We start from the raw sequence: 12716 nt of genomic DNA, 5'->3' as shown, positions 1-12716 counted from the left end.
CCGGCCGCTACTTAGTCCCTTCCGAACCGCCCTCTCGGGCGTCCGCCCGGGCGCCGCCGTCGTCCGAGCGCCCGCCGCGCTCCGCGACCACGACCGCCCGCAGGTCGTTGACGTTCGTCCCGGTCGGTCCGGTGCGGAGCAGCGCCCCCGCGTCGTCGAGCACCGGGTACGCGTCGTGCGCGTCGAGCGCGTCCGCGGCCGCCTCGCGGGTCAGCGGGCTCTCCGGACCGTCGCTGACGAGGCGGTCGTCGACCAGCGCCCCCGCCGCGTCCGTGGCGCCGTCGATCCCGTCGGTGTCGAGGCTCGCGACGACGATCCCCTCGCCGTCGGGGCCCGCCGCGTCGAGTTCGAGCGCCGCGGACAGCGCGAACTCCCCGTTCGGCCCGCCCGTTCCGGGGTCGTCGCCGAGCGTCACCGTCACCTCGCCGGCCGAGAGGAGGACCGCCGGCGGCTCGATCGGCTCCCCGACCGCCCGGCACTCCTCGGCGACCGCCGCGTGCGCCTTCGCCGCCTCCCGCGCCTCGCCGCGCATCCGCGCCGAGAGCACGAGTGGCTCGTACCCCCGCTCGGCAGCGACCTCGCGGGCGGCGGTCAGGGCCGTGCGCGCGTTCGCGACGATCCGGACGTCGACGCCGCCGCCGTCGAACGGTGACTCGCCCGGTCCGGGCGTCTCCGCGACCTCGCCCGCGGCGCCGCCTTCGAGGCGGTCCGCGACGGCGGCGGGCGCGTCGATCCCGTATCGGTCGAGGACGGCGACTGCGTCCCCGAAGGTCGTCGGGTCCGGCGAGAGGGGCCCGCTCGCGATCACGGCGGGGTCGTCGCCGGTCACGTCGCTGACCGCCAGCGCGAGCGCGTCGGCGGGGGCGGCCGCCCGCGCCAGCCGCCCGCCCTTCACCGCCGAGAGGTGCTTGCGGACCGCGTTGATCTCCGAGATGGTCGCGCCGCTCGCCAGCAGCGCGTCGGTCGTCTCGCTGAGGTCGCCGAGCGCGACCCCCTCGGCCGGCGCGGCCAACAGCGCGCTGCCGCCGCCGGTGAGGAGTCCGATCACGAGGTCGGACTCGCCGGCGTCGGCCGCGACCGCGCGCACCCGCCGGGCGCTCTCGACGCCCGCCTCGCTCGGCGTCGGGTGGTCGCCGGGGAGGACCGCGACCCGCTCGGTCTCGACCGGGTCGTCGGTGACGACCGCGCCGCCGTCGATCCGGTCGCCGAGCAGCCGCTCGACCGCGGCCGCGAAGTGGCCCGCCGCGTTGCCCGCGCCGACGACCACGACGCGGTCGTACGCCGCGAGGTCGCGGGCGGTCGCCGTCCCGTCGGCGGCCGCGACGGTCAGCACGTCGCCGTCGAGCGCGAGCGCGTCGGCGACGACCGCGCCGGGGTGCGCCGCCTCGATCCCCGTGACGACGCAGTCGAGCGCGAGCTCGCGGGGCGGGTCGCTCGCGTGTCGCTCGCGGTCGGCGACGGTCACGGACGGGTCGGCGTCTGGCGGACCGGACATCGGCTCTCGGTCGGTATGCGGCCCGTCGCGACAAGAGGGTTCGGTCGACGCGACCGCCGAGCGGTCCGGCTCAGAGGATGTAGCCGGCGGTCGAGAGGACGTAGTACGCCGCGAGCAGCGCCGCGATGACGTACTGGCCGAGGGCGACGTCGCGGCCCTCGCCGATCGCGAGCTTGATGAGCGGGTACGCGACGATGCCGGCCGCCAGCCCGTCGGCGATGGAGTAGGCGAACGGCATCACGGTGACCGTGAGGCCCGCGGAGACGGCCCACGCGGGCTCGCTCCAGTCGACCTCGACGAGCCCCTGGAGCATCATCACGCCGACGACGATCAGCGCGATGAAGGAGGCGTACGCCGGGATCGCGGCGACGACGGGGATCACGGCGAGCGACGCGAGGAAGAGCGCGGCGACGACGAGGGCGGTCAGCCCGGTGCGGCCGCCCTCCTCGACGCCCGTCGACGACTCGATGTACGTCGTCACGGTGGAGGTCCCGAGCACCGCGCCGAACGTGGTCCCGACGGCGTCGGCCATCAGCGGTTTGTCCATGTCGGGGAGGTCGCCGTCGTCGTCGAGGAAGTCACCGAACTGCGAGACGCCGATCAGCGTCCCGGCGGTGTCGAAGAAGTCGACGAAGAAGAACGTGAACACGACCAGGACGAACGTGAGCGGGTCGATCCCGGAGAGCCCGCTGAGGAACGCTCCCGCCAGCGGCGTGATGTCGTACTGCGCCGAGGGGAGCGTCTCGGGGGTCACGGCGCCGCGCGCGAAGAACCCGCCGAGGGTGAGCGCCCACCCCGCGATTGCGGTGGTGAGGACGCCGACGATGATGGCGCCGGTGACGTTCCGGGCCCACAGCACGAACGTGAAGACGAGCCCGAGCACGCCGAGGATCGCCCACGGGTTGGCGAAGACGTTCCCGAGCGCGACCAGCGTCGCCTCGTCGTTGACGACGACCTGGAGCTCCTGGAGGCCGATGAACAGCAGGAACAGCCCGATACCGGCCCCGACCGAGCGCTTCACCGGCTCGGGGAACAGCCGGATGACGTACTCGCGCGCGCCGACCGCGGTGAGCGCCATGAACACGACGCCCTCCACGAAGACGGCCGCCAGCGCCGTCTGCCACGGGATTCCGAGCCCGAGCACGACCGTGTACGCGAAGAAGGCGTTGAGCCCGAGCCCGGGCGCGAGCCCGAACGGCCGGTTCGCGTACAGCGCCATCACGGCCGTCCCGATGGCCGCCGAGAGGATCGTCGCGATGGCGATCATCTGGAACACCTCCCCCTGCCCGTACCCCTCGATCTGGATCGCCTCAGAGAGGATCGCGGGGTTCACGACGATGATGTACGACATCGCGAGGAACGTCGTGAGCCCGGCGACCAGTTCGGTGCGGACGTCCGACCCGTGCGACTCCACGTCGAACCGCGCAGCCAGCGTGTCTGAAAGCCCCATTGAACGCGTGGAGGTTCCCGCGGATCGAGTGATAAGCCTTGCTGAACGACGCGAACTATGATCCGCGTATGTGGATCAAAAACTCTCCTAAACGGATTTTTCTCCGAAGAGTATGCGTGAACGTGGCTATTCGAACGTCGTGAGCGCCCCGACCGGGGCGTCGGTGATCGCTCGCGCGCGGTCCATCCCCTCGTCGCCGACGGCGATGAGCGCGAACACGCCGGTGACGTCGGCGTCGCCCTGGAGCGCGATGTCCAAGAGGAGCTCCTGGGTCTCGCCAGAGCGGATCAGGTCGTCGACGACCAGCACCGTGTCGCCGGCGTCGATGGCGCTCGCGGGGAGGTAGTAGGTGAGCTCGATGCCGGAGGCGAGCCGCTGGCGCGACTCGATGAACTCCTCGACCGCCGTCTCCTTCGACTTCTTCGCGTACGCCAGGCGCGCGTCGAAGAACGAGGCCATCGCCGCGCCGAGCGTGATGCCGTCGGTCGCGGCCGTCAGCACCACGTCGGGCGACTCGAACTCGAACGTCTCCGCCGCGACCGGCGCCACGAGGTCGAGGAACGACTGGTCGAAGACGACCCCGGAGTTGTCGACGTACCCCTCGTCGTCGAACTCGACGCGCGCGACCAGCTCGTCGGCGAGCGCCTCGCGGCCGACCGACTCGACGACCTCGCTCGCGCGGTCGGTGCCGGGCAGCACGTGCCCGTTCACGTAGCGGTTCAGGTCGCCCGCGGGCAGCCCCGTCACGTCCGACAGCTCCTCGTACGTTCGCGTCTCCTTCAGCATCCGCAACACGGCGACCGCCTGTAGCTGGAGGGCCGCCTTCTCTGCGCGGTTCATACGGATGATCGCGATCGCACAAGTATGAATACGTCGAAGTCAGACGCCTATCGAATACCCACGTGTGTGGGTCTCACGCCTCGGGCGCGTCGAAGAAGACCGCCGGCTCGTCGATCGCGACCTCGACGTGGTCGCGGTCGTCGAGGGGGCGCAGCCGCACGGTGAGCGCGTCCGCCGCCTCGGCGGCCGCGCGCAGCGCGGCGAGGTCGTCGCTCCCGAGGTAGGTGGGCACGCACAGCGCCACCTGCGCGGACTCGTCGGTGGCGACCACCAGCCGGTACGCGACCCCCTCGGCGGCGCCCGCGTACACGTCGACGCCGTCGATCGCGGCGTCCTCGACCGCGGCGAGCGCGTCGTCGAACTCGGAGCCGGGCAACAGCACGTCGATCCGGGCGGCGTCCGCGACGGGGTTCACCTGCCCGGGGTGGCCCGCGATCGCGGTCCAGCCGCGCTCGCCGTACGCCGCCGCCGTCGACTCCGCGTCCGCCTCGACCGCGTCCCACTGCGGTCCGGGATCGGGTCCGTCCATACCGCCCGCCTACCGCCGGGGGCCCTACATACCCGTCGGTTTCCGCTCGCGCCCGGCCCGGCGAGTTCGGCGGCGCTCACCCCGCCGACTCGGCCCCGCTACTGTCAGCCTGACGCGGGCAGTCGGTCCCGAAAGGGGCCGCGTCTGCCGGTAGGTTCATAACGCTCTATCGTATGGGATCGGCTATGCCTACTGACAACGACAACCACGTCGACAGGCGGACGGTGCTCAAGTACGCTGGAACGTCCGGTGCGGTCGGTCTCGCGGGCTGCGCCGGCGGTGGCGACGGCGGCGACGGCGGCGACGGCGGCGACGGTTCAGACGGCGGTGACGGCATGGACGGCGGCGACGGTTCCGACGGGTCGGACGGCTCCGACGGCGGCGACGACACGTTCGAACTCGGCGTCACCATGGGCCAGATGGACTCCGGGCTCGACCCGCAGGACCACGCCGAGACGAACACCGAGATTATCGTCGGCCAGCTGTACGAGGGGCTCCTCGACCGCGACAAGCAGGGCGGTATCATCGCCGGCCTCGCGGACGAGTGGGAGCGCACCGAGGACGGCGACGTCCGCTTCATGCTGCGCGACGGCCTCACGTTCCACAACGGCGACGAGGTCACGCCGCAGGACGTCCGGTACAGCATCCGGCGGATCGTGTTCGAGGACGTCGGCATCGCCAGCCCGCAGTCGAACGACCTCGGGCCGGTCACCGAGGTCGCGACCGGCGACGGCCAGGTGACCGTCTCCTTCGACGGCTACAACCCGATCGCCTTCCAGCTGTTCGCGACGAACGGCCCGGTCGTCCAGCAGTCGTGGATCGAGGAGAACGGCAGCGACTACATCAACCGGAACGCCAACGGGACGGGGCCGTTCCGCCTCGCGAACTACGAGTCGGGCAACCAGGTCGTCTACGAGCCGAACGAGGAGTACTGGGACGGCGCGCCCGCGGTCGACGAGCTCACCATGACCGCCTCCAGCGAGTCGAGCACGCGGGTCAACCAGCTGCTCGCCGAGGAGACGGACATCGTGACCAACGTGCCGCCGAACGAGGTCTCCCGGGTGAACGGCTCGGACGTGGCGACGATCAACTCCGTGCCCAGCGCGCGGATCATCTTCCTCCAGATGCGGTACGACGTGGAGCCGTTCTCCAGCCAGCAGTTCCGGCAGGCGATGAACTACGCCGTCGACGTCGAGAGCATCATCGAGAACGTGCTCAACGGCTTCGGGAACATCACCGGCCAGCCGACGCTGGAGGGCCACGTCGGCTACAATCCCGACATCGACCCGTACCCGTACGACCCCGACGAGGCGGAGCGGCTCGTCGAGGAGTCCGGCCACGCGGGCGTCGAGATCACGCTCCAGACCCCGATCGGTCGCTACCTCCGCGACGTTGAGATCGCGCAGGCCGCGGCGAACCAGATCGACTCGCTGTCGAACGTCTCCTGTGAGCTGCAACAGCGCGAGTTCTCCTCGCTCGTCCAGGACATCACGACGGGCAACATCGAGGACAAGCCGCACTTCAACCTCCTCGGCTGGGGGAACGGCGAGTTCGACGGCAGTCAGACCATGACGCCGCTGATGGCCTCGAACGGCGCGCTGACGATCCTGAAGAACGACGACCTCGACGCGCTGCTCAACGAGGCCGAGACGACGCAGGACTCCGAGGAGCGCGTCGAGATCCTCCAGCAGGCGAACCAGCTCGCCCACGACCTCGCGCCGTGGGTGTTCATGCACCAGCAGTTCAGCGTCTACGGCGTCTCGAACGAGATCTCGTGGGAGCCGCGGGCCGACGAGTTCATCGACCCGGACACCGCCACCCGGCAGTAACGCGCCCGTCATCTCCCAATATCGTTATTAATGTCATTCGGAAGATTCGTACTCAGAAGAAGCCTCCAGGGGATCGGGGTCGTCTGGGGCGTCGTCACCGTCGTGTTCGCGCTCCGGTTCGTCACCCCCGGCAGCCCGATCAACGCGGTGGCACCGCTCGACGCGTCACAGGAGACGCGACAGGCGATCGCGGCCGAGCTCGGCCTCGACCAGCCGCTGTACATCCAGTACGGGCGGTACGTCTTCGAACTGCTTCAGGGCGACATGGGCCGGTCGTACATCCGCGGTCAGGAGGTCACGACGCTCGTCTTCGAGCGCCTGCCCGCGACGATCGAGCTCGCCGTCGCCGCCAGCATCGTCGCCATCGTCCTCGCGATCCCGCTCGGCGTGATCAGCGCGACCCGCCGCAACGAGCCGGTCGACTACGGCGCGACCCTGCTGTCGCTCGGCGGCATCTCGACGCCGAACTTCTGGCTCGGGATCATGCTCATCCTGATCTTCGCCGTGGAGTTCAACGTCTTCAACACCAGCGGCCGCGGCGCCGACGTCGGCGACGTGGCGCTGTCGGCAATCACCGCCGAGCCGTTCGTCGGCACGCTGTTGACCTGGCTCGCGTACATCACGTTGCCGGCGATCGCCTTGGGGACCTACTTCATGGCGCTCATCACCCGACTGACGCGGTCGGGCATGCTCGACGAGCTCAGCAAGGGCTACGTCCAGGCCGCGCGGGCCAAGGGGCTCCCGCGGACCCTGATCCGGTACAAGCACGCGCTCCGGAACACGCTGATCCCCGTGATCACCGTCCTCGGGCTCCAGCTCGGGACGCTGATCGGCGGCGCCGTGATCACGGAGGCGGTGTTCTCGTGGCCGGGGCTCGGCACGCTGGTCATCGAGAGCATCAACCAGCGCGACTGGCCCGCGCTCCAGGGCAGCCTGATCGTCATCGGGACGAGCTTCGTCCTCGTCAACATCCTCGTCGACGTGGTGTACGCCTACCTCGACCCGGAGGTGGTGACCGACTAACATGGTCTCTTCACGTGTCATACGCAATCTCAAGAAGGAGTTCAGAGGTAGCGGGCTCGCGAAGCTCGGGCTGGCGCTCGTGGTGGTCATCGTGTTGACCGCCGCGTTCGCCCCGTTCGTCGCGCCCCACAACCCGACCGAGCAACAGCTCAACGAGAGCGAGCTACCGCCGCTCGGCTTCTCGCAGACGGCCGAGCGGACCTCCTCGCAGATGGTCGACGGCGAGATCCAGACCGTCACCGAGGAGGTGGAGATCACGGCCGACCCGGACCACGTGTTCGGGACCGACGGACTCGGCCGCGACATGTTCTCGCGGGTGGTGTACGGCGCCCGCACGTCGCTCGTCGTCGGCGTCCTCGGCACCCTGCTGGCGGCGTCGATCGGCGTGCCGGTCGGGCTGCTCGCCGGCTACCACCGCGGGCGCGTCGACGACGCGCTGATGCGGATCGCGGACGTGAGCCTCGCGTTCCCCTCGCTCGTGCTGGCGGTCGCGCTCATCGGGCTGTGGGGGCGCGCGGCGGTGAACGTCCCCGACCCGTTCGTCGCCGCCGGGCTCGCGCCGGAGATGCCCGAGAGCTTCGTGTTGCCGATAACGGTGGTGATCGTCGTCGGCCTCGTCAACTGGGTGTGGTTCGCCCGCGTCGCCCGCGGGGAGGCGCTCTCCTTGCGCGGGCAGGAGTACGTGAAGGCGTCTCGCGCCCTCGGGGCCGACGACAACACGATCATCGTCCGCCACATCCTCCCGAACGCGATCACGCCGATCATCGTCCTCGGGACGGTACAGGTGGCGGCGATCATCCTCCTAGAGAGCTCGCTGTCGTTCCTCGGCTTCTCGGGGACGACGCTGTCGTGGGGCTTCGACATCGCGCAGGGGCGCGACTACGTCTCCTCCGGGCAGTGGTGGATCGCCTCCATCCCCGGGCTCGCGATCATGCTGTCGGTTATCGGGATCAACCTGCTCGGCGACTGGCTGCGTGACGCCTTAGACCCCGGTATCGAGGGCGAAGGGGGTGCCGCATGAGCGACGCCGAGCGGCCGACCGACGAGTCCGCCGCGGCGACCGACGGCGGCGCGAGCGACGCCGCGACGGCCGACGCCGTCGGCGCTGCCGGCGCGGCCCCGACCGGGCTGCCCGCGGCCGACGACGTGCTGTCGGTCCGGGACCTCTCGACGCGCTTCTTCACCGAGGAGGGGCAGATCAACGCGGTGGAGTCGGTGTCGTTCGACCTCCGGGAAGACGAGATCCTCGGCGTCGTCGGCGAGTCCGGGTCCGGTAAGTCCGTGACCGCGCTGTCGCTCGTCGACCTCGTCGAGACGCCCGGCCGGATCACGGCCGGCGAGGTGTGGTACCGCGACCCCGACCTCGCGGAGGAGTTCCGCGGGACGGGGGCGGTCCACGTCGACGGCGACCACGTCGACCTCCGGACGGTGCCGCCGAGCGTGCGCCGGTCGCTGCGCGGCCCCTCGTTCAGCGTCATCTTCCAGGACCCGATGAGCAGCTTCAACCCCTCTATCACGGTCGGCGAGCAGATCGCCGAGGCGGTCGAGGTACAGCGCCGGGCGCGGGCGAACCCCCGCTCGACGCGCTCGCGGACGCAGGGGTACGGGCTCGGCAAGTACCTCCTCGACGGGCTCGTCCCCGGCCGCGACTACACCAGCGAGGAGAGCATGGAGCGGGCGGTCGAGCTGCTCGGCCAGGTCGGGATCCCCGACCCCGAGGACCGCGTCGACGAGTACCCCGGCCAGTTCTCCGGCGGGATGCTCCAGCGCGCGATGATCGCGCAGGCGCTCGCCGGCGAGCCGGACGTGCTGATCGCCGACGAGCCGACGACCGCGCTCGACGTGACGATCCAGGCGCAGATCCTGAACCTGCTGAAGGAGATCCAGGCCGACCGCGGGATGAGCATCGTGCTCATCACTCACGACCTCGGCGTGATCGCGGAGATGTGCGACCGCGTCTGCGTGATGTACGCCGGCGAGGTCGTCGAGCGCGGCACGCTCGACTCCGTGTTCGAGGACACCGTCCACCCGTACACGCAGGGGCTGCTCGGCTCGATCCCCGACGTGGACGACCCGCGGCCGCGGCTCGAACCGATCGCGGGCAACGTCCCGAGCCTGGTCGACGCCGAGATGGGCGACCGGTGTTACTTCGCGGACCGGTGCCCGAAGGCGATGGAGGCGTGCCTCGACAAGCCCGCGGAGGCGACCGTCGACGCCGCCGCCGACCACGGCGCCACGTGCGTCCTCGCCGAGCGCGAGTACGACCCGGCGGACGCGCTCCCGGACGATCACTTCGACGAGGTCGGCGACGCGGAGGCCGCGACCGACGGGGGTGAGGGCGAATGAGCGACCCGCTGCTCTCCGTCGACGGGCTGAAGAAGTACTACGCGGACGACTCGTCGATCGTCGACCGCCTGCTCGGGCAGGAGTCGGCGAGCGTGAAGGCGGTCGACGGCGTCTCCTTCGACGTGCGCGAGGGTGAGACGCTGGGGCTCGTCGGCGAGTCCGGCTGCGGCAAGTCGACGACCGGCGAGACGGTGTTGCGCCTGCGGGAGCCGACCGCCGGCGAGATCACCTTCGACGGGACCGACGTTCGGGCGATGACCGACCGCGACCTGAACGAGTTCCGCCGGCGCGCCCAGATCGTGTTCCAGGACCCGTTCTCCAGCCTCGACCCGCGCATGACCACCGGCGACATCGTCACGGAGGGGCTCCGCATCCACGACGTCGCCGACCGGGAACAGCGCCGCGAGACGGCCCGCGACCTGCTCGAACGGGTCGGCCTCTCCGCCGACCAGATGGACCGGTACCCGCACGAGTTCTCGGGCGGGCAGCGCCAGCGCATCGGGATCGCTCGGGCGCTCGCCCTGGACCCCGACTTCGTCGTCCTCGACGAGCCGGTGTCGGCGCTCGACGTGAGCGTCCAGGCGCAGATCCTGAACCTGCTCGAAGACCTCCAGGACGACTTCGGGCTCACGTTCCTGTTCATCGCGCACAACCTCGGCGTGGTGCGCCACGTCTGCGACCGCGTCGCGGTGATGTACCTCGGCGAGATCGTCGAGATCGGGCCGGTGGAGGCGATCTTCGACGACCCCGCGCACCCGTACACGAAGGCGCTGCTGTCGAGCGTCCCGCGCGCGAGCACGGAGGCGCGCGACGAGGAGTTCGAGACGCTCCGCGGCGACGTGCCCTCGCCGCGGAACCCGCCGGCGGGCTGCCGGTTCCACACCCGCTGCCCGGAGGCCCGCGCGGCCTGCCGCGAGTCGGCGCCGCCGAGGTACGACGTGGGTGACGGCCGGACGGCGACCTGCTTCCGGGCCGACGACGGCCACGCGTACTGGGACAGCGAGCCGATCGGCGAGAACGCGGCGGCCGGCGACGAGTCGGACGCGCCCGCCGGCGAGCCGGCGGACGACTGATCCGCGCCCGCTCCCGCCGCGGCTGATTCTTTTCTATACTACGGGCCGAACCGGTTCGTCGGTCGTACCTCCGATCGGGAAGCCGCGACCCGGTTATGGTGCCGCTTCCCCTCGGTCCAGACATGACCCACGCTGGTTCCGACTCCGACGGCGGCTTCGCGCGGCGAACGATCCTCCGGGCGGCGGGGCTCTCGGGCGTCGCCGGGCCGGCTGGCTGTATGAGCCAGACGGTCTCCACCGCCGCGACCGGCGACGGCGCGGAGGCGACGCAGGCGGCCGACGAGGGGCTCGCGCTCCCCGAGACCGGGTCGCCGGAGGTCGTCGATCGACGAGCGCGGCCGCGAGGTGACGCTGCGCTCGGTCCACGCCCGACACGCGGCCCACCCCGGCGGGATGGTCACCGCCATCGTCTACGAGCAGGCGATGGGGACGGACGTGTTCGCGGACCTCATGGAGAAGGCGGGCTACGAGCTCTGAACGCCGAGTAGCGCGGCCCCGAAACCGCGCTTCCGCTTACCGCTCGCGGACGACGACGAACTCCGCGAGGTCGCGGAGGTACTCGATCGCCTCCGTCTCCGGCGGGTCGGCGTCGTCGAGCGCGGCCAGCGCGCGCTCCGACTCCGCCCGGGCGCGCTCGTTGATCTCCTCGGGCGACAGCGACGTGACCTGGAGCACCGACGGGCGGTCCATCTCGGCGTCCTGCCCGGTCGGCTTGCCGAGGTCGTCGGCGTCGGCGGTGGCGTCTAACACGTCGTCGCGCATCTGGAAGGCGACGCCGACGCGCTCGGCGTACTCGCCGAACGAGTCGATCGCGTGCGGCTCGGCGCCGCCCGCGACCGCGCCCAGCTCGGCGGCGGCCCGGAACAGCGCGCCTGTCTTCCGGCGCGCGAGCTCCATGTACTCCGCTTCGTTCGTCGGGCGCGCCGCCAGCTCCGTCGCCTCGCCCTCGCCGAGTTCGACCATCGCCTCGGCGACGGTGCGCATCGCGCGCGGGTCCGTCGAGAACAGCGCGAACGCCTCGCCGAGCAGGCCGTCGCTTGCGATGATCGCGGGGCCGTAGCCGAACTCGGCCCAGGCGGCGTCGGTGCCGCGGCGGACCTCCGAGCGGTCGATGATGTCGTCGATCACGAGCGAGGCGTTGTGGACGAACTCGATGCCGGCCGCGAAGTCGACCGCCTCCTCGGGGTCGCCGTCGAACGCCTCGCAGGCGAGGACGGTCACCGCGGGCCGGACGCGCTTGCCGCCCGCGAGGACGACGTGTCCGACCTCGTCGGACAGCTCCTCGGGCTCGACGCCGTCGATGACCGACTCGATCCGGTCTTCGACGAGCCCGACCCGACGCTCCAGGTACTCCATCTACCGCCCGGAGGGCCCCGGCGCGCAAAGGCCTAACGGAACGCCGTCCGGGGGCGATTCGGACGACGGCGGCGGCGCGCCCGCCGCGCTACCGGAACCGCACGCCGAGGTCGTCGAGCCCGTCGTTGTTCGCGGCGACGTTGATGAGAAGCGGCGTGAGCCCCTCGATTTCGGGTGCGTTGGCGATCCCGCCGGCGTCGAGCGCGCGCAGCCCCTCGATCCCCTCGGCGACGTCCGCGACCGTCCGCTTGGCGTCCCCGTCGTCGCCGATCACGAGCGTGTCGACGCCCAGCTCGGCGTCGAGGTTCGCCAGCCGCGCGGCCGCGAGGTTGTGGAACGCGCCGACGACGGCGACGCCGTCGGGCGCCGCGTCCGCGACGATCCGCGTCACCGAGCCGGCCCCGGGCTTGTGGTAGTGGAACCCCTCTTCGTCGCGTTTCATCCCCGTGGCGGGCGAGACCAGCACGTCGCCGTCGTCGAGCGATCCCGCGACCGCCTCGACGGTGTCGCCGACGTGGTACGGCGGGACCGCGAGGACGACGATCTGAGCGTCGGCGGCGACCGCGGCGTTGTCGCCGCCGGTCACCGCGGGGCCGAGGCCGCGGCTCTCCAGTTCGGTCGTGTACTCCTCGGCCTTTGCCTCGGCCTTCTCGGCCTCCCGGGAGCCGACCGCGACCCGGTGGGGCGTGTCAGCCGCCAGCCGGAGCGCGAGCCCCTCGCCGATGTCACCGGTGCCGCCCAAGATGGCGATTTTCATACTGTCCGTGGGGCCGCT

Annotated in this window: 12 protein-coding genes; 6 read left to right on the top strand and 6 right to left on the bottom strand. The window is 71.2% G+C overall.

The features are described from left to right. Positions 1-7 precede the first annotated feature (7 nt). From AMR74_RS09910 to AMR74_RS09895, 4 genes are all read right to left on the bottom strand, one after another. Positions 8-1495, bottom strand: coding sequence for a glycerate kinase type-2 family protein (locus AMR74_RS09910; RefSeq protein ID WP_053771894.1), 1488 nt, complete (start codon positions 1493-1495; stop codon positions 8-10). A gap of 70 nt (positions 1496-1565) precedes the next feature. Beyond that, positions 1566-2945, bottom strand: coding sequence for an NCS2 family permease (locus AMR74_RS09905; RefSeq protein ID WP_053771893.1), 1380 nt, complete (start codon positions 2943-2945; stop codon positions 1566-1568). A gap of 126 nt (positions 2946-3071) precedes the next feature. Beyond that, positions 3072-3785, bottom strand: a complete 714-nt coding sequence (locus AMR74_RS09900) for a phosphoribosyltransferase family protein (RefSeq protein ID WP_053771892.1) — start codon at positions 3783-3785, stop codon at positions 3072-3074. A gap of 73 nt (positions 3786-3858) precedes the next feature. Continuing rightward, positions 3859-4314 carry a DUF7529 family protein gene (locus AMR74_RS09895; RefSeq protein ID WP_053771891.1) on the bottom strand — a complete coding sequence of 152 codons (456 nt, stop codon included), beginning with the start codon at positions 4312-4314 and terminating at the stop codon, positions 3859-3861. Between the two features lie 185 nt (positions 4315-4499). Between AMR74_RS09895 and AMR74_RS09890 the strand changes: the two genes are divergently transcribed. The 6 genes from AMR74_RS09890 (at position 4500) to AMR74_RS19810 (ending at position 11062) form a co-directional block, all read left to right on the top strand. Continuing rightward, a complete protein-coding gene (locus AMR74_RS09890; RefSeq protein ID WP_053771890.1) occupies positions 4500-6143 on the top strand; it encodes an ABC transporter substrate-binding protein in 1644 nt (547 codons plus the stop codon). A 30-nt stretch (positions 6144-6173) separates the two neighbouring features. Further along, entirely contained in the window at positions 6174-7166 is a 993-nt protein-coding gene (locus tag AMR74_RS09885) for an ABC transporter permease (RefSeq protein ID WP_053771889.1), read from the top strand. A 1-nt stretch (position 7167) separates the two neighbouring features. Next, positions 7168-8187: an ABC transporter permease gene (locus AMR74_RS09880; RefSeq protein ID WP_053771888.1), complete on the top strand. Its 1020-nt coding sequence runs from the start codon at positions 7168-7170 to the stop codon at positions 8185-8187. Continuing rightward, positions 8184-9512 (top strand): ABC transporter ATP-binding protein, encoded by a 1329-nt coding sequence (locus AMR74_RS09875; protein ID WP_240471143.1) that lies wholly within the window; start codon positions 8184-8186, stop codon positions 9510-9512. The genes AMR74_RS09880 and AMR74_RS09875 overlap by 4 nt, the downstream gene beginning before the upstream one ends. Beyond that, positions 9509-10585: an ABC transporter ATP-binding protein gene (locus AMR74_RS09870; protein ID WP_053771887.1), complete on the top strand. Its 1077-nt coding sequence runs from the start codon at positions 9509-9511 to the stop codon at positions 10583-10585. Before AMR74_RS09875 ends, AMR74_RS09870 begins: the two co-directional genes overlap by 4 nt. A gap of 345 nt (positions 10586-10930) precedes the next feature. Continuing rightward, a complete protein-coding gene (locus AMR74_RS19810) occupies positions 10931-11062 on the top strand; it encodes a hypothetical protein (protein ID WP_274595431.1) in 132 nt (43 codons plus the stop codon). Positions 11063-11098: 36 nt separating this feature from the next. On the opposite strand, the gene AMR74_RS09865 is transcribed toward AMR74_RS19810, so the two are convergent. Then, a complete protein-coding gene (locus tag AMR74_RS09865) occupies positions 11099-11941 on the bottom strand; it encodes a polyprenyl synthetase family protein (RefSeq protein WP_053771886.1) in 843 nt (280 codons plus the stop codon). Between the two features lie 88 nt (positions 11942-12029). Then, entirely contained in the window at positions 12030-12698 is a 669-nt protein-coding gene (gene npdG, locus AMR74_RS09860) for an NADPH-dependent F420 reductase (protein WP_053771885.1), read from the bottom strand. Positions 12699-12716 lie beyond the last annotated feature (18 nt).

The sequence above is a fragment of the Halorubrum tropicale genome (assembly GCF_001280455.1).
In the GTDB taxonomy this organism is placed as follows: Archaea; Halobacteriota; Halobacteria; order Halobacteriales; family Haloferacaceae; genus Halorubrum; species Halorubrum tropicale.
Note: the sequence above shows the minus strand (reverse complement) of the source record. Positions and strands in the feature narration are given on the sequence as shown.

Excerpts from the sequence above, each read along its gene's own strand:
- AMR74_RS09910 (WP_053771894.1), bottom strand. The coding sequence starts at position 1,495 with ATGTCCGGTCCGCCAGACGCCGACCCGTCCGTGACCGTCGCCGACCGC.
- AMR74_RS09905 (WP_053771893.1), bottom strand. The coding sequence starts at position 2,945 with ATGGGGCTTTCAGACACGCTGGCTGCGCGGTTCGACGTGGAGTCGCAC.
- AMR74_RS09900 (WP_053771892.1), bottom strand. The coding sequence starts at position 3,785 with ATGAACCGCGCAGAGAAGGCGGCCCTCCAGCTACAGGCGGTCGCCGTG.
- AMR74_RS09895 (WP_053771891.1), bottom strand. The coding sequence starts at position 4,314 with ATGGACGGACCCGATCCCGGACCGCAGTGGGACGCGGTCGAGGCGGAC.
- AMR74_RS09890 (WP_053771890.1), top strand. The coding sequence starts at position 4,500 with ATGCCTACTGACAACGACAACCACGTCGACAGGCGGACGGTGCTCAAG.
- AMR74_RS09885 (WP_053771889.1), top strand. The coding sequence starts at position 6,174 with ATGTCATTCGGAAGATTCGTACTCAGAAGAAGCCTCCAGGGGATCGGG.
- AMR74_RS09880 (WP_053771888.1), top strand. The coding sequence starts at position 7,168 with ATGGTCTCTTCACGTGTCATACGCAATCTCAAGAAGGAGTTCAGAGGT.
- AMR74_RS09875 (WP_240471143.1), top strand. The coding sequence starts at position 8,184 with ATGAGCGACGCCGAGCGGCCGACCGACGAGTCCGCCGCGGCGACCGAC.
- AMR74_RS09870 (WP_053771887.1), top strand. The coding sequence starts at position 9,509 with ATGAGCGACCCGCTGCTCTCCGTCGACGGGCTGAAGAAGTACTACGCG.
- AMR74_RS09865 (WP_053771886.1), bottom strand. The coding sequence starts at position 11,941 with ATGGAGTACCTGGAGCGTCGGGTCGGGCTCGTCGAAGACCGGATCGAG.
- npdG (WP_053771885.1), bottom strand. The coding sequence starts at position 12,698 with ATGAAAATCGCCATCTTGGGCGGCACCGGTGACATCGGCGAGGGGCTC.